This window comes from Pirellulaceae bacterium (genome assembly GCA_019636385.1).
GTDB lineage: Bacteria > Planctomycetota > Planctomycetia > Pirellulales > Pirellulaceae > Aureliella.
The window spans coordinates 840,074-861,923 of record JAHBXT010000001.1 but is presented as its reverse complement, the minus strand read 5'-3'; the positions used below and the strand labels follow the sequence as shown (position 1 = coordinate 861,923).

The following is a 21,850-nucleotide window of genomic DNA, read 5'->3' as shown; positions in this document are numbered from 1 at the left end:
CCCAGTGGTTTCAGAATCAACCAGCGAAGAATGTTAGAGTCCATGAAGAAGCAACTGGCCGCGATCCAACTGAAGCAATTGAAAGGACTGTGGAATCAGACAGTGGGCGGCCAGCGTCCGTCTACGGCCGGCACAAGAGGCCGCTCTGGCCGTGCGGCCATTCTCGACTGGCAGAAGAATTCGGTACTGTTGGCTCGGGGACGTCAGGTTGATTCAACAGTCAGTTTGCAAGATGTTTCGTGGCAGCCCATGGGGCCTCAGTCCGACTTGAAGTCCATAAGCCCGCGACAAGCGGTGATCAACGCCGCGCAGCAATCGCACATCAAAGGCGACGTGACGGTTTTGGTAGCTCGCGAATTGGTCGAACTGCGCACCGTGCAGATTCCGCGCGTTGAAGCCGACGAATTACCGGACATCGTTCGCTTTCAGGCTCAACGGCAATTCAGTGGCCTGACTGAAGCCTGGTGCGTCGATTTTATGATGCTCCCCAGCTCGGCAGGACTGGAATCACAAACCGCGTTGATCGCCACGATGCCGCCCAGCCAAATCGCCGAAATTGAATCGGCATGTTCAGCCGCCGGATTGCAGATCGCACACATCGCACTGCGGCCACTGGAAATGGCTCGACTAGCTATGCAAACGCGGCGCGTATCCACGACTGGATGTTCGATGATTGTCAGCGTTGCGGATGGCGTTGCTGAATTATCGCTACTCCGCGAGGGCCGTGTAGTTCAGGTGCGTTCTACTAAACTGCCAACCCAAGCCGACCAGTGTGCTGTGGCTCTACAAGGCGAGGTTCGTCGTAGTTTGTTGGCTGCGTCCAACGAGCTGGCCGGCCAATCGCTGGAGTCGGTCCTGCTGGTGGCCGCCGAGGACGTGGCTAAGGCGCTGGTTGATCCGGTCAGCCAAGCCACCGGTACTGCAACTGACTGTTATCATCCGGAGTCGCTGCTGACCAAAGCCGATGGTGATTTGGTTCAACTGGCGGCATCGCGTTTAGCGGCCATGGCCGGTGCGTTATCGCTCGAGTCCGCTGACCCCAACAGCGTAATTGACTTCAAACACCCCAAGCGTCGCCCGCCCAAGCAACGCAATACTCGCACCTGGGTGCTAGCCGCAGGAGCTGCCGCTGCGGTATTGATCCTGGGATTGGGTTGGTATTCTCTACGAATAAGAAGTTTGAACGCTGAATTCGCTGATTATCAACAGCAGATTGCTGACAAGACCGAATTGGGCGCAGCCTCTGACGCCAAGTTGATCGTTTATCGGACGGTAGAAGAGTTTCTGGATAGCTCGCCAAACTGGTTGGACGAGATGGCCTACATTGCTCGCCGCATGCCGCCAGCCAGTCAAGTCAAGCTTGGAAGACCCGAGTTTACGGTTCGCGATGGCCGGGCATCGATCACACTTGACATCCAGGCCGATAGCTCTGCTTCAATCACCGCCTTTGCCAATTCGATTCGCAGTCCGCATCATATCGTCAGTGGCAAGGGAGCCAATCAGCTTGAGAATTCCGAAGATGGCTACCGCTGGAGCGAAAGTGTGGTCATTCAGGTAACAGGCAAGACCCCCCCCGAAGTACCCGAGGATGCCAAGCAAGAGGTCCAACCGGTATCGAACCAGCAACAGCTCGATGTGCAGCCGGACGATCAGATTCCGTCTGGGGAAAGCATCATTGACGGCACTCGCGATGTGACCACCAAGAATCAGGGCCAGCAGTAACATGACGCAGCGCGAACGAATTCTGGCAATTGTGGTTGGCATGCTGTTTGCCGCCATCGGTGCCAATTATGGCTTAGGCAAGATGCGCTCCGTCTTAGTTCAGAAAGAGGATCGGGCGGATGCAGCCGCCGCACAATTGGAAGCGCTGGAGCGAACAATCAGCGCAGGTCAGAGGGCCTCCAATGCATTGACCAAGCTCGCCAACAAATCGTTGCCCGGCAATTCTGAAGCCGCACAGCAGCAATACAAAGATTGGTTGTACGAGCTGGCTGAACAATCGGGCTTGAGCCAAATCAAGGTTACGGCAACGGGAACTCCCGAGCGTGTTGTGCCTAAGAACCAGACGCTGGTTACCAAAGAGGCATACATCGGCTATACCTTTACGCTGGATGGCAAATGCAGCTTGGAGCAGTTAGTCGATCTATTAGGAAAATACTACGATCGCGACTATCTGCACCGCATCAATTTGCTAAAGGTCACACCGTTGAAAGACTTTCGTCAGGTAGCGGTGACCTTGCAATCTCAAGCCATGGCGCTGGCCGACGCCAATCCACAGCTATCGCCTTCGCTAGAGTCGTCGGGGCGTTTGGCGTTGACGATCGACCAGTACAAGAGCCAGATACTACAGCGCAATCCGTTTGCACCACAGAATCAACCGCCGGTCTTTCAAACAGCTTCCAGCCATAAGCCGGTGATCGGGCAAGCGTGGCAGTTGGCGTTGCAGGCCTCAGACCCTGAGGGGAACGCTGTTGCGTTCGAGCTTGTGACCGACGTAGCCGCACTCCCAGAGGGTATGACCTATCAAAACGGTCAGCTTCGCTGGCAGCCAACCACCAAGGCGGACCACAAGATAGTGGTCCGCGCGGTCGATGATGGCTGGCCCAGACGTCAGGCCGAAATGACGTTGTCCATCAGTTCGGTTGAGCCACCGGCACAGCCTCAACCAGCACCGACCCTGGATCCTGCACAGCAAGCCTATTTGACAGGCATTGTTCGAGGTCGCACCGGTGCTCAGGGATGGATTCGCTCGCGCGCCGAAGGGTTGAGCATCGATATTTACGAGGGTGCCGACATCAAGATCGGCTCAGTCTCAGCCAAGGTTATCCAGATCAACGCCAAGGAGGACTTTGTTGAACTGGAGTCTGAAGGCAAACGCTGGACGGTCGACATGAACACGTCGTTGGCTGAAGCCTTTCGTAATCGGCAATTGGACTAAAGCGACCTGTTGTAGCTGCATTCGCCAGTATATGGGACTCCATACGCTGGCGGGAACTCTCACTGACCGGGACTTGGGACTGTCGAAATCGACCCCCTGAGGTATCATGGCGTCTTGCGCAGGCCGCTGCGTAGTCCCAGGACAACTCTTTTTCAAGATCGGTCATGAACAAAGCTCCCGTCTCGGCCATTTCGCCAACTCGCAAACAAGATTATCCAGAGTGGTATCAACAGGTTATCAAGCATGCCGACTTAGCGGAGACATCGCCAGTGCGCGGCTGCATGGTTATCAAACCTTGGGGGTACTCGTTGTGGGAGAATATGCAGCGGGCCTTGGATAAAATGTTCAAGGACACGGGACATCAGAACGCCTATTTTCCGCTGTTCATTCCGATGAGCTTTCTAGAAAAGGAGGCCGAGCACGTCGAAGGTTTTGCCAAGGAGTGCGCCGTGGTGACTCACCATCGTCTGGAGCCCGATCCGGATACCGGCGGGCTGAGGCCGGCTGGTCCGCTGGAGGAACCGTTGATCGTGCGCCCCACCAGTGAGACGATTATCGGTGCCATGTATGCCCGATGGGTCCAGAGCTATCGTGACTTGCCAATTCTGATCAACCAATGGGCCAACGTCGTCCGTTGGGAAATGCGCACACGACTGTTCTTGCGGACTGCCGAGTTTTTATGGCAAGAGGGACACACTGTCCACGCAACCGAGCAAGAGGCATTGGAAGAAACCCACCGCATGTTGAAAGTTTATGCGGATTTCGCCGAGAACTGGATGGCTGTGCCGGTCATTCAAGGTGAGAAGACGGCCGGCGAACGCTTTCCAGGGGCCGATATGACGCTGTCGATCGAAGCCATGATGCAAGACCGCAAGGCGCTGCAGGCTGGCACCAGCCACTTTTTGGGGCAGAATTTTTCAAGGGCTCAAGAGATTCGTTTTCAGGACGCCAACGGTGAATTGGCCTATGCATGGACCACATCGTGGGGCGTTAGTACACGGCTAATCGGCGCGCTAATTATGACACACGCCGATGACGATGGCATGATCATGCCACCCAAACTAGCGCCTGCGCACGCCGTGATTATACCCATTTACCGTGATAATCAGTCGCGCATCGAAGTGTTGGAATATTGCCAACAATTAAAAGCCGAATTGTCGGGATTGGCCTATGCAGGCCGCGCTCTGGAAATCCACATCGACGACCGCGACCTGCGCGGCGGTGAAAAAAAATGGTATCACGTCAAGCGTGGCGTACCATTGAGAATGGAAGTGGGTGTTAAGGATATTGCTCAAAACGCAGTGTTCCTCGCACGCCGTGACACCGGCCAGCAGCGAAGCGTGCCGCGCGCAGAATTAGTGGCCACCGTTATCAGCTTGTTGGACGAAATACAAACTAACCTGTTCACGCGAGCCCAATTGTTGCGCACTCAAAATACCGTGCAGGTTACGACCGAGAGACAGTTTCGTGAATTCTTTACTCCGCAATCCTCTGAAGCCAATGAGATTCATGGCGGCTTTGCATTGTGCCATTTCGCCAGCGAAGCCGACGTGCAACCGCTACTGGACGAATTAAAAGTCACCATCCGCTGCATGCCGCTGGAGAATAATCATCCAGGTACGTGCTTTTTAACTGGCAAGCCGGCCCACCGGTTAGCGGTGTTCGCCAAGGCCTATTAATCACCAGCAATTCGCTCGGCGACTATGGCGCAACCTAAACCCGCTCCTCCCGCTCTCTTGCTGGCCGCAATTTTTAGTTGCCATCGCCAAGTTTTGGAGTGGGCTGGCGACAATATCCAACAGCGTTGGGGCACAGTTGGGTTAACGAGTCCGGTGTTCGAGCATGTGGAAACCGGCTACTACGCGGTCGAAATGGGGCAGCCGCTATTGAAGCAATTCGTGGTGTTAGACCGCCTGTGGGATCCCACCAATTTGGCTGACTGCAAACTGCAATCTAACGCATGGGAAAGTCAGTTGGCCAGCAGCGGCAAATATCCACAGCCACGACCCGTCAACATTGATCCCGGTTATTTAACACTCAGCAAACTAGTGCTGGCTTCAGCCAAGGACCGAGCCCACCGCATTTATCTACGCAACGGCATCTATGCAGAGGAATGTCTGTACTATGTAGCCGGCTGGCAAAGCCGTCCCTGGACTTATCCAGATTACTTGCGAGAAGATTATCAGCGGTTTTTTAGTCGGGTGCGCGAACGTCTTAAACAGATCATCCAGGGGCAGCCTGAGAAGTCGTGAGGATTCCTGGAGTTTGTTCTGCGCTGTGGTACATTGGTGTTGTGGGCATTTTCGATGTAGCTGCCTTCGTCAGAAGGTAGAGAATTGCTGACCGCGTTCTGGCGATCGTAGCTACGGTACTTCTTGTCTTCGGAATAAGTGATGATTCGGATACTTGCAACGCTATTGATCGCGACAGTGCTGGGGTTCGCTCTGGGAAACCTTCAGGCTCACTGGAGAACTCGAGGTACCACAGAATTCTTTATTGGGTCCACCTCTGCCAGCCAGACTTCGGACCATGCGCCGGTGAAGAATCCTGGGGTTGCTAAGTTAGCATTGCCGGGTGGCGATAGCTTTCAATTCGGTCAAATGCAACACGGTGGATCGATGAGCCACGACTTTGTTGTCCGCAACGTGGGCACTGGTCCCATGACACTGGAGCAAACAGGGTCGACCTGCAAGTGTACGGTGGGCACACTGAACAACAACGTACTTCAACCCGGCGAAGAGACAACTATTACGTTGACTTGGCGAGCACAAGTGGCCACGCCTCAATTTGCGCAATCGGCTACGTTCAGGACGAACGACCCCACCAAAACCGAATTCAGCTTGAAAGTGGAAGGCCGAATTATCGACAGCTTTGTCTACGAACCAGATCGTATCGACTTGGGAGATTTCTTGTCCTACACCGGATTGTCTAAGCAGTTCATGGTCTACAGTTATACGGATGCTGATGTGGAAGTGACGGACCTGGAGTGGTCGGACTCATCAACCAGTAAGTATTATTCGCTGAGCTTTGAAGAGGTTCCTGTCGCGGAGCACACTGGACATCTCAGGGCTGCGCGCGCCTACAAGGGAGAATTGAAAGTCGCTCCCGGCGTACCGCTGGGCTTAGTCTCCGCCAGAGTTCAGGTCCGTACCAGTCTCCATCAGGAAATCACGGTGCCCGACTTGGAGGTGTATGGACGGGCCGTGAGCGACGTTACCATCATCGGTGGATCCTACTTTGTATCAGACCTGAACCTGCTGAAAATCGGCACCGTTTCGGCCAAACAGGGATTTACCACGTCGCTGTGGCTGGTGATGCGCGGTGATCTACCAGAGGACCTGCAGTTCACGGTTGACCAGCTGGATGCTCAGAAATCGCTTAAGGTGCAGGTCGGCGAAAAGAAAACTGATGCGGGCCGAATCATGATTCCGATCAACTTCGAGGTTCCCAAAGATGCCCCAGAAGCTTATTATCCTGGCAACGACAAGCAATCATGTGCTAGAGTGGTAATTCGCTCCAACTCCAGCAAGCTTACCGAGCTGCTGATTCGCGTGGCGTTGGTCGTTACCAAGTAGCCCGGCTGCGGGCGCAACCAGTTCGAACAAGCGTATGCTAGCATTTGCCGGAGTGCGAGGCGTTTTTGCCGTGCTCTTGGATTGTCTAGTGCATCTCAGGGTGGAGAAGCCAGCATGTTGGGGAGTCAATCGACGAGCGTAAACTGTCTTGCTCGAGCTGTGGTTGTGGCATGGTTGGCAATCATAACTGCCTCCTGCAGTCGCCAGGCTCCGGTTTCCCAAGACAGCCAACCAACAACTCCGCCGGTGTCGCCCGCACCACAAGAATCTTTACCGAAATCTTTACCGACTCCAGGCGCAACCACGGCTGGCGTCGTGGCAACGGAAGCCGAGCGCAACCAAAAAATTGCCGATGATTGGCCACAGCCGCAAGTGGTTCTGTATCTATCGGGACAGCAACACGGCTATATCGAACCCTGTGGTTGTACCGGGTTAGAGATGCAAAAAGGGGGACTGATTCGACGCGATACGCTGCTGGGGCAGTTGCGTGATCGTGGCTGGCAAGTCGTACCGCTGGACGTTGGCAATCAAGTGCGACGCGTAGGCGTTCAACCGCTAATCAAGTTCGAGGTTACGGCGCGAGCTTTGCAGCAAATGGGTTACGGCGCTGTGGCGCTAGGCGTGGATGATTTGAAACTGTCCAAAGTTGATTTGATTCAAGTGGCTGGCAGCGAAGGCAATAGCCCGCGACCATTTATTTGTGCCAATGTTGTGGTATTGTTGCCAGATTTCTTTCCGGCCTTCAAAGTGATTGAGGCAGGCGGACGCAAGATCGGCGTAACAGCGCTGATGGGCGCACAGTATGAAGCGGAAATCAAGAGCGATGAGGTGGAATTTAGCGATCCGACTACTAGCCTGCAGCAGGTAGTGCCGGAACTGAAGTCTCAGGGCTGTGATTACATCGTAGTGCTGGCTCACGCATCGTTGGAGGAAAGCTCACGCTGGGCTCAGGCCGTGCCAGGTATCGACCTGGTTGTTACCGCTGGAGGCTACGGTGAGCCCACGTTGAATCCGGAGAGTATCGAAGGTACCAAGTCGCTGATGGTCCAAGTAGGCACCAAGGGCATGTATGGCGGCATCATTGGTCTGTTCGGCGATGCCCAGCAGCCGGTCCGCTATCAGAGAATCGCCATTTCATCCCAGTTCAAAGACTCACCGCGCATGCTTGAAGTGTTCGCAGAATATCAAGGCCGCTTGAAAGAAGCTGGATTGAGCGGTTTGGGATTGTCGCCGGCAGCGCATCCTTCGGGACGACAGTTTGTCGGCTCGCAAGCTTGCGGCGAATGTCATACGACCGCCTTTGACATCTGGAAAAACAGCCCGCACGTTCATGCCACCGACTCGATCGTGGCCGCCAACAACGATCGCGGCGGAATCGCGCGACATTTTGACCCAGAGTGTATCAGTTGCCATGTGACTGGCTGGAACCCACAAAAATTCTTTCCCTACGAATCGGGCTATGTCAGCCTTGAACGATCAGAACATTTGCTGGGCAGTGGTTGCGAGAACTGCCACGGTCCCGGTTCCGCTCACGTTGCCGCTGAAAACGGCGATATCGAAGCCTCGGCCGAGTTGCTCCAGCAATTGCGCGAAGAAATGATCTTGCCGCTGGATCGCGCAGAGGCCAAGTGCATGGAATGTCACGACCTGGACAACAGCCCCGCCTTCCACGAGTCTGGCGCGTTCGAGGAATTCTGGGAGCAGGTCAAGCACTACGGTAAAGATTGATGGCTACGATTCACGCGATTGGTAGGATAGGACGCCCTGGGCCAGTGCAGCCTGGTAGTAACTCCGCAAGTTATCGCTGATAGATAGGCAGTAGCCCGCGATCCAATTGCAACATAATCAGGCTGCATGCGGTGATGTATACGGGGCTAATCTGGCCATCCCAGTGCCCGTCCGACTTCTGTTCGCTGACAATGCGGCGATAGAGTCGATCGCGAAACGGCAGCCACTGCTCGTCACCTTGCCGATAGACGACTTGGCTGTAGTATAAATAAGTGTAATGCCAGTGTCCAAAGGCAGCGCCTTGATCGGCAAGCTCGTCGTGCAGTGCATCCCGAGCGTGTTTCATCATCTTCGGCACGTTCTCGCCGTCGTAGTCGCCCGCATTATACAGCGCCGCCAGCGCTGCGGCCGTAATGGCCGGGCGCGACGTGCCCATCTGCTTACTGGAGTAGCTAATGCCGCCATCGGCATTCATGCAGCGATAGATGTATCGCTTGGCGCGTTCAATGGCGTCGGCAGGCACGGCAATGCCGGCGTTGCGACAGCCGCGCAAGCCCTGCACCTGAGTTATCGTAGTCGAGCCCTCATCGTAATTGGCGCCATCCTTGGCGCTCACATAACCCCAGCCACCAGCGTCCGTCTGAGCGTTGCAACAGAATTGAACTGCCAAGTTAAGCTTCTGAAGCAACTCCTGGCGGCGATCTTCGTAACCCTCTTCGCCCAACACCTGGCTGAGCATCAACATGGCAAACCCGTGTCCGTAGGTATATCGATTGTCGGTAATCGGATCGCCAATCAAGCCGTTGTCGCGGCATTTCGACAACAGAAAATCAGTGCAGCGCGCGATCTGTTTGGCGTAGGGCCCCTGAGTGGTCGTCGATCCAGAACAGATCAGCGCCGTGCCCGCCAGCGCCGTGATGGCTGTTGGATAAGCCATAGAACTCCACTGTCCACTGGTGCTCTGCGTCCTGGCTAGATAATCCAGGCCCGAACGGATGCTCTGCTCAAAGGCAGGATCCAGCCGCCGCGCATTGGCGTGAGCCATAGTTCGTCCGTGTAGCGCCAGCGTCGTAGCGAAACTGGCTGTGGCGGATCGCTTAAGCCATCGGCGACGATCATACAAGTTAGCCATGAATTGAAGACTCACATGAACTAGTTCAAATCTAACTGCCGCGCCGGGGTTACTTGTTCGGCGGCATATTGGTGGCTACAGTTGCCAGACGGCCAGACAGCTGGAATTCCCCCGCCTGGTGTCGCTGACCACTGGCATATTCTTCCGGTCCCCAGGCTTAAGGACAACCAGCGCATTCATTGAGGATTAGGGTTTCTCGTCCATCGGGCACACGCAAACCAGACGACCGCAGCCGGGACAACCGTCACCATACTTCTTTCGTACCGCCTCTCCAAGGTCAATGCCAGCCACATTGGCGATAGTAGCCAGCCACGCCAGCACATCGGCAAATTCACCGCTCAACTCTTGCGGCGTTCCCTCGCGAAGCGCGCTGGCCAGTTCACCTACCTCTTCCATCAGCCACATGAAGGTCCCATCCACGCCGCGCTGGACATCCTTTTCGAAATACATGGCCTTGATCTTGGCCTGGAAGTCGGTCAGCGAAACATCCCCATGAGCAATTGGCTGCGAGGACTGCATTTGTTCGGCCATCAATACATTCTCCGTGAGTTTTTTGTTTCCGTTCACTCGAATTCTAGGCCCACCAACTGCGTGATCAGTGTGTGGCGTAAGCGGCTACCGCTATTGACCAGCTTCATTATACGACATCTTACGGACTGGGGGATACGCTGAGAACTCTTGCGATTCGGGTTCCCTCACGGTCGTCGCCTATCGTGTAGGCCGAAAGATGGCTAGACTAGGAATTCGCCAGGCGGATGGGGCCGCTGAACGGCAATCCAATTCAAAAGATTTGACATTCACCGGAGAAGACATAGTGAAATACGGAATGAACTTGCTCCTGTGGGGCGGCGAAATCAACGATAGCTTGCTGCCCACAATTCAAGCCATCAAGGACATGGGTTACGACGGTATCGAAATTCCGCTGTTCAACCTCGACTTAGACTACGCGTCATGGGGACGGCGACTCAAGGATTTGGGACTGGGCTGCACGGCTGTCACCGTACGCAACCTGGATGACAATCCGATCAGCGCCGATGCAAGCGTCCGGTCTAAAGGTGTCGAACTCAACAAACGAGCGCTGGACTGTTGCGCAGCGTTGGGCGCTGAGAATCTGGTAGGGCCTTACCACTCGGCCATCGGGCATTTTTCAGGGGCTGGCCCCACGGCCGACGAATGGAAATGGGGTGTCGACAGCATGCGGGCGGTAGCCGAACATGCAGGTATGGTGGGTGTGACTTTGGGCGTGGAGGCACTCAATCGTTTTGAATGCTATTTTCTAAATGCACACGCCGATGCGGCGCGACTGGCCCGGGAGGTCAATCATCCGGCCTGCCGGATCATGTACGATACCTTCCATAGCAACATCGAAGAAAAAGATATTCGCGCTACCCTCGAGCAAATACGCGATGTGCTGTGCCACGTGCATATCAGTGAAAATGATCGCAGCACTCCGGGCGCAGGCAACGTAAACTGGGAGGCCAACTTCAGTGGTCTAGCCCAAATTGGCTACGACGGTTGGCTGGTAATCGAGGCTTTCGGTCTTGCGCTGCCTGAATTGGCCGCCGCCACCAAAATATGGCGACGCATGTTTGACGATGAACTTCAGTTAGCCCGCCAAGGCCTGGCCTTCATGAAGCAACAAGTCGCCAAGCATTTCAAATAACCTTTTGTAAGCTCATTCGGAAGCTGCAATCGCCTTCGCAACACGCCAAATACATTATGGCAATTGGGTTCGGAGGATAACCGTGAATTCCTTTCAGGTACGCAATCCGAACTTCGACTCTCTGGTCCGAGCCAGCTTTGCGCGACAGCAAATGATGAAGTCGTTGGGAGCTCAGCTTCTGCGAGTGGAGCCTGGCCAAGTCACCATCGAATTGCCGTTTGATGCTCGCTGGTCACAGCAACATGGCTTTACACATGCTGGAGCCATCACCAGCGTTGTCGACAGTGCATGCGGCTACGCAGCGCTGACGCTGATGCCACCCGGATATGATGTGCTGACGATAGAATACAAAGTCAACTTTCTGAACCCCGCGCAGGGCCAAACTTTCGTGGCGGTTGGACAGGTCGTCAAATCGGGGCGGACTGTGACCGTCTGTCAGGGGCAAGTTTACGCTACCAAGGGAGATCGACACAGCGACATTGCGGTAATGCAGGCCAGCATGATCGCGCTGGCAGATCAGCCCATGCTAAAGTGAATAGGACGCGCAAGGCTGGCTGGACGTGGCGCTGAGCGGTTAGGCATGACGTCGAAGTCAATTCTGAGCAGCCCAAAGCTTGGCCTTATCGCGACAATGTGGTCTGCGCTCTGAACGAAGTCACATCCTCTGGGCGCTTGGAAGCACAACAGAATATTGGCGGTTAAGATGCAGTGTCTTGGCCCCGCATTGACGAAGCCCTCAAGCATACCAGGGTAACGGACTCGAAGGCCAGCAAAATGCGTTTCATGAACAGAGCCCACCTTCAGACACTTTCCGTCAGCGCTCGTTAGAACGATTCCCAGCGATCGACCGCTCGCTGGACGAACCCACGCTTCCTGACGTGCATTCAATAAATAATGCACCACCACTGCGACTGGGATTCTAATGCCCAAGAATCTTGAGTCAACATTTTGCACTGATATTCGACCAAGGTCGCTTTTTCGATAGGCGTTCCCAAGGGGGGGATTCAATACCCTCTACGTTGCGTAGCGAGTCATGTCCATCAACACAGGCCTGCGGCCAAGTGGTGGTTACCGTCGTTCTCGCGGTAAGCGAACGATAATTCCCAGAGCCATTCAGAACTACTTATCTGTAGCCAATTGTTTGACAAACTCGGCTGTCTTGTCAGGGAAATCGGAAAAGACGCCGTCTGCCTTGGCGTCTACAAAGATCGCTCGATGCAGATCGTCCAGCGATGCAGCGCACCTGGGCAGCGCGTCCTGTCGCAAAGTGTAGGGATGAACTTGCAGGCCCTGTCGATGGGCCTGCGCGACGAGCGATGTAATTTGCCGAGTCTGTGGACTGTTGCCCTGTATGAAGCTGGAGACCTCCGGGCCAATCCCGTCGACCCACTGCGACAACTCAGTTAATCCTTCATCCGATAACAAATAACGGTAGTCGGTGCCGTCCACATTCTTGCCGCGACTGACCAGCAATTGCACCAAGCGACCTTGCCAACCGAGTTCACTTCGCAAGCGTTTGATCTCTTGGAATTCAAAGCATTGCAGCCAACACGCATGCTGTTTGGTGCTGTACCCATGCTTAGTCAGCACTTCTAAGACCGCGCGGCTCAGGTCGCGTCCCTGCTGGTGATGCCAGTACGGATTCTTAATCTCTGGATAGATGCCCGCCTCGCGCCCAGTACTGCGGTTGAGGCCAGCGATAAATTCCAATTCTTCGTCCAGCGTACATAGTTGCAGCGTCGTTGGACGCGCTGGGAATCGATTTGGAAAAACCGCCTTGCCGGTCTTCAGTTCAACTCGCTCTGTTACGCTCAGCTGTTTTAGCTCCTGGACCGTGAAGTCCAACGCATAGAACCGACCGTCCTGGCGGTGTCGATCAGGAAACTGTTGGGCGACATCGGTAACTGTGTCGATGTAAATGTCGTGCAGTACAACAGGGACGTCATCTTTGGACAGCACCACATCCTGCTCCAAGTAATCGGCGCCCATGGCGTGCGCCGCAGCTTTGGCAACCAATGTATGTTCAGGCAGATAGCCGCTCGCGCCACGATGTGCGATCACAATTGGACGACCAGCAGGCTGAACTCGGTTATCGGTCGACTCTGTTTCAGCAGCCCGCGCTGCCGTGACTAACGATAGTATCAATAGAAAAGGCGTGGCAACCAAATGACGACACAGACTTTCACGCGACTGGTAGGGTGGGACTAGCGAGACAGTTGCAACCTGTACTGTTAGTCCAGTGGTATGTGAATTGCGACAAATATTGTTGGCGGACGATTTGCCTGGCCACCAGTTGCTTGAGTAACAACTGGCGTAAGCCGTTACCAGACGACGGATGAAGATCAATTGCCAAACGAAATGTTTCATGACGAAATCCTTCTGGTAAATGCCAGTTACAGCGACTGCAAGTAAACGATCAGCGCCTGAAGTTCAGCGCTCTCCAAGGGTCGCGGCAATTGATGATGGTAGGTATTCAGTAGGACTTCCACTGATTCGGCGCGACCGTCGTGCAGCAATCCGCTGGTGCGCTGGCTGACGCCGATCAGGCTGGGTGGATTGAAGAGAGTGGCCTGACGCTCGTCGGTCAAATCAACGTCATACGAATCGCTGCTCGTAAATCGCTGGCCGGCATGGCAGGTTGTGCAGTTCAATTGCTCAAACAATACTTGCCCGAACTGCTGCACTGTCTGATGGATGTCCCCGCGAGCTGAGCTGACTCCAGGCGGAGGGGGCAGGCTGCGGACGTAGGCCGCCAGCGCGTCTACCATGTCGCGCGAGATTGGATAATCGCTGGACATAGTCGATTGCAGCGAGCTGAGTATTTGCTGTTCCAGCGTGGCGAAATTGCCTTGCCATCCGTACGGCGCAGTTTCAGCTTGCCCTAGGAGGCTCACGATCCGCTTAGGAGTCCCCAATGTTCCATCGCTGAGGTTGTCGTTCAACTGCCCGTTGGTATGCCCATGGCTATGGCAGCTGTGACAACTCATCCAGCCATCGTGCGAAAGTCGCGAATGAAAGAACAGCCGTTCACCGCGCTCGGCCAGAGTTGGCTCGCGTAGCGGCCCGAGCGGCAAATCGCGAACTTGACCGGTAGCTGGCTGTACGATCGACAAGCTATCGCTGAACTGATTAACAACAACTAGACGGTCGCCTTTGGCTGTGAACAGCGCCGCCACTGGCCGCAATCCAACCGCAAGGCGGGTCCATTCGCCACCAGTTAGCTGGCCGATGGCCACGCGATCCGTGCCACCCAAGGTCACCGCCAATGTGCCCTGAGCTGACAAGCAAATGCTGGTTGGGTCGCCCGCTCCATCGCCGACTTCACCGAGTGACAGCAGGCGACTGCGCTCGTAGATGGCGGTGCCTTTGTGCTCTAATGTCTGCTCAATATCCAACACGCGCAGATTGTTACTGAGCACGTTTCCCCAAGTGATTTCGCCTTGAATCGAATGCGTCTCGGGGTTCAGCAACTGCATGGGATAGATCAGTTGTCGTTCATGTTCCAGCATCAACACATGAGCCACGTTGTGTTCGTACAATTGAGCCTGATGAATCGTGGGCCAGGCTACAGACAGATCGCTGCCGTCTATAACTTGATAGTCGCCACCAAAGGCGTCCATCACCAGCAGACATTGTTGCTCTTGTATCCAGGCCATCGCACCGCCACAGAACGTTAGATCGCTATGTGGCAGTTCGCTCCATTGGCTAAAGTCGGCATCTGACGCTTGAAAGCGGTATAGCCGTTGTGACCACTGGCCACTGACCAGTAGCATCTGCGACTGAGGCAGCCAGACCAAAGAATGAGGATGTCCTGGCGTGGCTAATGCGGACACTTCGCGCCATTGCGGCTGATCACGCTGAAAAATAACGATCTGATGATTCCGTGTATCGCCGAGTGCGCAGTGGTTTGGCCCCAACACGGCGATTGTAGTAAACTGTCGCTGGGGGGCGTTCAGCACGACCTCCAAACTCAGGTCGTCAGTATTCAGCAAATACAGCTCGCCGGTCAGCTTGGTCGGTATCAATGCTTGACTTTCGCCCAAGGCAGCGATGGCGCAGGGTTGGCGATAGTTGCCTCCCAGTTCGGTGTAGGGACGGTATCGGGCCAGATCGTCATATCCCACAGTGGCTAGTCTGCCCAATTCTATCGCGCTGTGAGAATAGTCGCGCGATCGTGAGTCCGTTGACAGAGTTAGCGTAGTATATGCAGGAGTAGAATCATGCGAGCTGGCGTAGCCGGGAGGCAGCGGCGCTGGCTGTGGTGTCTGGTACTGCGCCATGAGCCGTACATTGCACGAAATCCAACTCGCAATGAACAATCCAAACATCAACCCGGTCGCATGCCAAGTTAGCCGCAAGGCGCTAGCGGTCTGTCGCGTATCGTGATGCAACCTGTTCATCCGCATAATTCTGATTCAGCATCGCCTGACGGTAACAATATTGCCTTCGATGCGCAGTATATAAACCTCGGTTCCACGTTCGACGTAGTCGCCCTCGGTTAACACATCTAAGATTTTCTCTCCAAAAGCAACTTTGCCTGACGGGCGCAAGTCCGACTGGCTGACGCCGCGTTGGCCGATATTCAGGCCATCATACAATGTTTCCACAGGGGAATTAGTCGTGCCCTGCACCTCCTCGGGTTGCAGTTGAAATCGCTTGAGTCCCGGGATGGTATCGAAGACCATCACCTGCACGACGATTATGGTCGCGAGAATTGCAAATGCGGTCAGCACGGACAAGCCATTGACTTGAAATTGCCGCCACTGTTCTTGAGTCGAGGGCACCAGGACATCCTGAGTCGCCATGACCAGCGCCAGGGCGATCATTGCCAATCCAGAGATTCCGAAGACGCCAAATCCAGGCACAACAAACAACTCTAAGAGCAGCAGACCAACTCCGAGTGCAAACAGTGTCACCTCTAACCAACCCGCAGTGCCTCCCAAAAAATGGCTCCAGAAGAAAATCCCAAAGCATGCAATGGCGACCACCCCTGGCAGACCCAGACCCGGCGAAGTAATTTCCCAGTATAGTCCGATCAGTCCCATAATCAGCAGCAGGCCGGTGAACCAGGGACGATTGAGGATGTAGACCAGTGTGTCTTTCCAGTCCAGTGTCGTGGTGGTGATGGGCTGTGAAGTCAATTGTTTTAGTAGTTCCGTCTCAGATTCAAATACAGCGTCGCAAAGTTCTAATTGTTGGGCTCGCTCAGCTCCTACTGTCAAGAACAGGTCGTGGCCGGCTTCGGGAATCGCGTCACCGATATCGAACCTCTCGCGGACCTCGTCGCGCTGCGTTTCCTGTTCAGTCAGAAAAGATGTCTGGCCAGTCGTCTTGTCTGTTGCTGGATAAACCTTCAACTTGCGATTCACCATGGCTTCTGCGATGGCGGCTGGACGTCCGGAGCTGGTGGCAAGTTCGCGAACTGCCGTAGACGTATAGCTGACGATTTTCTCTTCTGCGTGTACGAACTGTCCCCCCGGTCCAAACATAATTGGTCCCGCGTCGCCCAAGATGGCCGACTTGCGCATGTAAACCACATCCGCTCCCAAGGCCATGATGGCGCCTCCACTGATCGCCTCTTCGGGAATCCAAATTGCAATGGTAGCCCAGTCGATCTCTCGCAGTTTGCGAGCAGCTGAGAGCGATAATTCCAAATCGCCACCGGGGGTCGTCAAGCGAATCAGCACCAGGTCAGCTTGGTGGTTGCGGGCCCGTGTCAAGCGGTTGTTCAAGTACCAATCGAATAAACCATCGATGGGGCGGTTGATGTCGATGACGTACACTCGCTCTAGCGTTTCAGATAGCGGGTCAGGTCGTTGCGGTCGATCCGCTGTGGGCGAGTCGGGGGGTGGTTGCCCCACCCCTGGGCTTGCGAACGCGCATACCAGCGCGCACCTGGAAATCCAATGGGTTAAGAAATTGCGCAAAGGAACGAACATCGGTGGCCGAGTCACACAGCAAAGTAAGGCGACAAACAAGATCAGGGCAAGTGTCTGCCTATTGTAGTCCACAGTTCGTCGATTTGTCTTCACCGGGCTGGCGGCGATGGTGTCCCACCAAGAATGCAAGCACCAGCCGACCAGGATCGACTCTAGCGCTGAAAAATCGTGGTTTGCGAAGCGGTTTGCGCGGGTGGGCGAGCGGTGCCTTCGCTATTGGCGAACTCTGCCCAAATGGGAAGGTGATCAGAAAGACGCAGAGCTTCGTCCAGGTTAATCCCAAACATTTGTTGCAAGTCAACAGTCCCGGCTCTTCCGGTAATCTCTGCGGTCATGCGCGGATCGAGCAGAAAGTTATCGAGTGATCTGTTTTGTCGCGTATTGGTAGGCACGTTGAGGACAGCAGTTAGACCAGGAATCTGCTGCAGGCCACGCAGCTTTTCAGGTTTTTCATTTAAATCGCCCAGTAAGATGATATCGTCTTCCGGAGATTCGTAGTTGCGTATTTCGATCAATAGACGAGCCAATGCATCCAGCTCGGTGTTCAATTCATCTGGATCGGTGTGTACGTTAATCAATGTAAACGTGAATGGCCTGTTCACACGCGTCGCAAAGCGACCAACAAAAGGCTCGCGATGCAGGTAGTCCTGCTGGTCTTGAACCAGGTAGCAGTACTGCTGGCCTCCCATGATGCGTTGGCTATCGAATACGAACGCATATTGTTCGTAGTAACCGGATGCCTCGCGACCTACGCGTGGACTGATGGCAAATTCATACTGGGCACCGTTTTGATTGACTCGCTGGATCAAAGCAGGTAGTACTTGTCCTGAGCTATCTGTGATTTCCTGGATCGCCAAGATGTCGAACTGGCGAACGATCTCTGCCAGCCGATTCATGGTCGTTTCATCGCGCATCTTGCTTGGGCCAAGTCGCTGGATATTAAAGCTACCCATCAGAATCGTGTTGGTCGTGCGCGGGGGTAACGAGGTCGCATGAACAACCGTCGAGCTAGTGGTGTGGCTGGCCGGAGTGACCGACGTCACCACATCGTTGGGATCACAGCCCAAATAGCTGCCCAGGCCAATCAATAATATGACGATCAGTGGATAGAATGGTATCGACTTCACCGCCAGCGCCTCCATGCTTTGGGTTGCGACTCGGCCAATTCAATCCTTCGACTGGCCATGTCGGAGTCTTCGGTTCTCTTCAGGTCAGTTCGTTTAAAGCCTGTGTCGCTAAGCGTCGTAAACGAGGGTCTTGGCTGGTGGCGGCCTCTGCGAGTGCCAATCGAGTTTGGGCTGATGCGCCAGTGGCCGCAGCCAACGCTGCGGCTGCCGATTGTCTGGCACCAAGGCTGGGGTGGTTGCTGAGAACTTCAACCAGCGGTACTTCAAAGCTGGCTACGTTTTTCGCCTTGCTCAACATACGGCAGGCCCAACTGACGACGGTATCGTCCGGATGTTTACACAAGCACACGACCTCGGACGCTTGCTGATCGCTGATGCTTTCCAACACCTGCAAACAATCCGTCGCCCATGCTCGGACCTCTTCATCACTGCTTGATAAAGATTCCAGCACCGCCAGCAATTGAGCAGCGGTGGCCTGAGGGTCGGACTGCAACTGCCGAAGCTGTTCGATTGAAAGGTTATGTGAATCCGAAATAGCCATCCGCTCCGCCTCCTTCCACATCGAGAGATCGTGTAACGCGAGCATTACGAAAATCCGATTGGCATGACATCCAGTAGCAGGTTTTATTTCAGAACTCTAGACCAACCACCTGCGAATCGAGCGTTACCTGCGGACCATGCGCTTTAGCCCCTACAGACTGCCAGCCCGCTGAGCGCGAATAGCGGTCAATTGCAGATTTGTTCGGCCCTAATGCTGGCTTGCCGCCGATATTCTAGGAGCTGGACTGGCTCTGCCACCACGTGGATGGCTGACCGTCCGTGGTGGCGTGGCTAGAGTATGATCTACCATGACCGCTAGGAAGACGTGAAACAACCCAGGAATTCATCGTGACCAATAGTTTTCCGTCCTATCTGAAACTGCATGTTGGCGACGAAGCGGACTCGCGTCGGCCAGCAAAGTCGCCGCAACAAGCTGTCAGCTTGCCAAGCTTGTTCCAGGCTTTTACGTTGGCGACGGGCTGGAGGGTTTGCCCAGCGGTGGCTCCACCACACAACACAGTCTTGTCGCATTTGGCAGCAGAATCGCCTATTCCCTTACAGCAGCGGATGCGACTGGTACTGGATGAACCGCTGGATGGGGCACTGGATGTCTCCGAAGATTTTGCGGTAACCAGTCAGCAGGCGGCTTGGGAACTGCTGGAGCGCATTGACGCTCTGGTGCGCAGTGTTGAACTGTCCGAAGCGACCATTCAGCGACAAGAGGCCCAACTGGCCAGTGCTGTGGGAGTCAACATTCGTGCAGACGAGGCCGATCTGTTGGCTGCCAAATTGAGAGAGTCATTGCAGCGCGCAGTTCAACAGACGGGCAGCGATGCGGCGGCCGTGTATATCTTGGACGAGAACACCAGTTTGCTCAAAATGCGCAGCTGCTGGGGATTGTCCACAAGTGCGCTTTCCAAACCAGCTCGTCCACTTCGTGGAGCGCTTGCCGACTTGGAGGCGTTGCTGGGCAACGCCGTACTACTGGAGAACACGGATCTAGCGCAAAGCTGGAACTGCCCTGAAGACTATAAGGCCGCCTTGTGTCTGCCCATCGGTTGTCCGTCAACGCCTCAGGGTACGCTGTGGCTGTGGAGTCAACACGTGCGCGATTTTACGTCTGCGGATATCGATACAGCCAAATCGGCCGCCGACAAAATACTGGTGGACATCGAGCGCAGCTTGCTGGCTGATGAAGTGCTACGGACGCGCGCCGTCAGTCGCGGAGTCGAACAGGCCGGATTGCTGCAGTCCACACGGCTGCCGGATCGTCAACCGCTGCACGCGGACTATGAAGTCGCCGGATGGACCTTTCAGGGCGACTCGCTAGGCGGAAATTTTCACAGTTGGACCCTCAATCGGTACGGGCAGATCATCGCCGTGCTGGGCGACGCCGAGCTAACCGGCACCGGCGGTGCCCTGGTGGCTACCACGCTGCAAACAATTGTGGAAACCTGTTGGAATGTACAGCATGAGCCCAAGCAGGTACTCCGCAAGGCCAATGACCTGCTGTGGGCCACTGAAGATGGTGATTGGCGCGGTTCATTGGGCTATCTGCAGTTAGATACCGAATCGGGACAAGTTCGCTGCGGATTGTCGGGAACGGTGCAGACGTTTCTAGTGCAGTCACAAGGCTATCGGATGTTGACAGGGACACCAACATTGCTCGGCCAACAACCCGATACGACGTTCATTTCGCCGACCGTTCGATTACAGGGCGGGGAGATGCTGGTCATGGCTTCGCACGATGTGTTGGCAGGACTGTTGCATGGGGGATTTACGCAGAGCAGTCTGTTGGAATTGATCCAGCGCATGTATGATGAATCTGCCGAAGCCATTGTCGATCATCTGGCCAGACAGTTGCCTATGCATCGTGGCTGCCAACCATCACTCGCCGACCGCAGTCTGGTCCTGTTGCGGCGCCGATTCTAACGGTTCGGTTGGTAGGGAGGCTGGTTAACCTACGAACTGATTCGATGACAGACCAATGCAGCTTTGATTTTGCCGTAGTGGGAGGCGGCATTGTAGGATTGGCCACGGTCCACGAGTTGAGGATGCGATTCTGTGATGCCCGCATTTTGTTGGTTGAAAAGGAGTCCGCAGTGGCTCGACATCAGTCGGGTCGCAATTCGGGTGTGCTGCATTCGGGGATCTACTATCGACCAGGCTCGGTGCGCGCGATTTCCTGTCGCCAAGGCAAGCTGGCCATGCAGCGGTTCTGCGACGAACAGTCGATTTCTTACGAACTGTGCGGCAAGATCATCGTGGCCACGGACGACCGGGAAGTGGAGCGTCTGGCGAACATTCTGCAGCGCGGTCATGAAAACAATATCGACTGCCGGCAAATCGACGCCTACGAGATACGACAGTTGGAACCACACGCTTCAGGCATTGCTGCTATCCATGTTCCGCAGGCTGGAATCGTAGATTATCCGGCAGTGTGTCGAAGATTGGCTGAACGGTTTGTCAGCGACGGTGGCCAGCTGGAGCTGGGACAGCCGGTAACTGGTATTCGTTCATCTCCTCAGCAAGTTGAAATTTCACTGAACGATGGACGCAGATTCGTTGCGGGCAGCATGATCAATTGCGGTGGCCTGTACAGCGATCAATTGGTACGGATATCCGGTCTCGAGCCGCCAGCGCAAATTGTTCCGTTTCGCGGCGAGTATTATCAACTGCGGTCGGAACGAGCCGCGTTGTGTCGCAATTTAATCTATCCGGTGCCGGATCCCAACTTTCCATTCTTGGGAGTGCACTTTACGCGGATGACCAGTGGAGCCGTCGAGTGTGGTCCAAACGCGGTATTGGCCCTGGCACGCGAAGGTTACAACTGGAGAACCATGCACCCAAGCGAACTCTGGCAGGCCTTGCGATATCAAGGCTTTCAGCGACTGGCGCGACGGCATTGGCGGACTGGACTCGGCGAGATCAAACGGTCGTTATTCAAATCTGCGTTTGTTCACGCGTTGCAGCGCATGATACCCGAATTACGCCCGTCGGACCTGGTTCCCTGTCGTTCTGGGGTGCGGGCTCAAGCAATCACAGCCGATGGAAATCTGGTAGATGATTTTCTGTGGGTCGGGCAAGGTAATCTGCTTCACGTTTGCAATGCGCCCAGTCCGGCGGCTACTGCCTCATTCGACATCGCCCGCGCGGTGGTCGACCGCCTTGTCCAGCAAGTTGCCTAGGGGAGGCGACCGACTAATTG

17 protein-coding genes are annotated in these 21,850 nt (G+C 55.0%); 10 read left to right on the top strand and 7 right to left on the bottom strand.

All coding sequences use genetic code 11. The features are described 5' to 3' along the window. The first annotated feature begins 30 nt into the window (after positions 1-30). From KF752_03355 to KF752_03330, 6 genes are all read left to right on the top strand, one after another. Positions 31-1,722: a hypothetical protein gene (locus tag KF752_03355; GenBank protein ID MBX3420574.1), complete on the top strand. Its 1,692-nt coding sequence runs from the start codon at positions 31-33 to the stop codon at positions 1,720-1,722. Between the two features lies 1 nt (position 1,723). After that, entirely contained in the window at positions 1,724-2,938 is a 1,215-nt protein-coding gene (locus KF752_03350) for a hypothetical protein (GenBank protein ID MBX3420573.1), read from the top strand. A gap of 164 nt (positions 2,939-3,102) precedes the next feature. Further along, positions 3,103-4,617, top strand: a complete 1,515-nt coding sequence (gene proS, locus KF752_03345) for a proline--tRNA ligase (GenBank protein ID MBX3420572.1) — start codon at positions 3,103-3,105, stop codon at positions 4,615-4,617. A 24-nt stretch (positions 4,618-4,641) separates the two neighbouring features. After that, a complete protein-coding gene (locus KF752_03340; protein ID MBX3420571.1) occupies positions 4,642-5,190 on the top strand; it encodes a DUF4416 family protein in 549 nt (182 codons plus the stop codon). Positions 5,191-5,331: 141 nt separating this feature from the next. Further along, positions 5,332-6,513, top strand: coding sequence for a DUF1573 domain-containing protein (locus KF752_03335; protein MBX3420570.1), 1,182 nt, complete (start codon positions 5,332-5,334; stop codon positions 6,511-6,513). Positions 6,514-6,828: 315 nt separating this feature from the next. Then, complete coding sequence (locus KF752_03330; GenBank protein MBX3420569.1) at positions 6,829-8,241, top strand: hypothetical protein; 1,413 nt, start codon at positions 6,829-6,831, stop codon at positions 8,239-8,241. 70 nt (positions 8,242-8,311) lie between these two features. Here the strand turns inward: KF752_03330 and KF752_03325 are convergent, their stop codons facing one another. Both KF752_03325 and KF752_03320 read right to left on the bottom strand, forming a co-directional pair. After that, the gene (locus KF752_03325) at positions 8,312-9,373 is read right to left on the bottom strand and encodes a terpene cyclase/mutase family protein (GenBank protein MBX3420568.1); all 1,062 of its coding nucleotides are present in this window, start codon (positions 9,371-9,373) and stop codon (positions 8,312-8,314) included. 186 nt (positions 9,374-9,559) lie between these two features. Next, positions 9,560-9,892, bottom strand: coding sequence for a nucleotide pyrophosphohydrolase (locus KF752_03320; protein MBX3420567.1), 333 nt, complete (start codon positions 9,890-9,892; stop codon positions 9,560-9,562). 295 nt (positions 9,893-10,187) lie between these two features. On the opposite strand from KF752_03320, the gene KF752_03315 reads away from it, so the two are divergent. Beyond that, complete coding sequence (locus tag KF752_03315) at positions 10,188-11,036, top strand: sugar phosphate isomerase/epimerase (GenBank protein MBX3420566.1); 849 nt, start codon at positions 10,188-10,190, stop codon at positions 11,034-11,036. An 82-nt stretch (positions 11,037-11,118) separates the two neighbouring features. Next, positions 11,119-11,571 carry a PaaI family thioesterase gene (locus KF752_03310; protein ID MBX3420565.1) on the top strand — a complete coding sequence of 151 codons (453 nt, stop codon included), beginning with the start codon at positions 11,119-11,121 and terminating at the stop codon, positions 11,569-11,571. Between the two features lie 584 nt (positions 11,572-12,155). Here KF752_03310 and glpQ read toward each other — a convergent pair. The 5 genes from glpQ to KF752_03285 form a co-directional block, all read right to left on the bottom strand. Next, positions 12,156-13,403: a glycerophosphodiester phosphodiesterase gene (gene glpQ / locus KF752_03305; GenBank protein ID MBX3420564.1), complete on the bottom strand. Its 1,248-nt coding sequence runs from the start codon at positions 13,401-13,403 to the stop codon at positions 12,156-12,158. Positions 13,404-13,429: 26 nt separating this feature from the next. After that, a complete protein-coding gene (locus KF752_03300; protein ID MBX3420563.1) occupies positions 13,430-15,436 on the bottom strand; it encodes a hypothetical protein in 2,007 nt (668 codons plus the stop codon). 15 nt (positions 15,437-15,451) lie between these two features. After that, positions 15,452-16,897: a hypothetical protein gene (locus KF752_03295; protein ID MBX3420562.1), complete on the bottom strand. Its 1,446-nt coding sequence runs from the start codon at positions 16,895-16,897 to the stop codon at positions 15,452-15,454. Positions 16,898-17,127: 230 nt separating this feature from the next. Further along, positions 17,128-18,102 carry an endonuclease/exonuclease/phosphatase family protein gene (locus KF752_03290; protein MBX3420561.1) on the bottom strand — a complete coding sequence of 325 codons (975 nt, stop codon included), beginning with the start codon at positions 18,100-18,102 and terminating at the stop codon, positions 17,128-17,130. Between the two features lie 79 nt (positions 18,103-18,181). After that, positions 18,182-18,643, bottom strand: a complete 462-nt coding sequence (locus KF752_03285; GenBank protein MBX3420560.1) for a hypothetical protein — start codon at positions 18,641-18,643, stop codon at positions 18,182-18,184. 347 nt (positions 18,644-18,990) lie between these two features. On the opposite strand from KF752_03285, the gene KF752_03280 reads away from it, so the two are divergent. Both KF752_03280 and lhgO read left to right on the top strand, forming a co-directional pair. Next, entirely contained in the window at positions 18,991-20,574 is a 1,584-nt protein-coding gene (locus KF752_03280) for a SpoIIE family protein phosphatase (GenBank protein ID MBX3420559.1), read from the top strand. 44 nt (positions 20,575-20,618) lie between these two features. Beyond that, entirely contained in the window at positions 20,619-21,830 is a 1,212-nt protein-coding gene (gene lhgO / locus KF752_03275) for an L-2-hydroxyglutarate oxidase (GenBank protein MBX3420558.1), read from the top strand. Positions 21,831-21,850 lie beyond the last annotated feature (20 nt).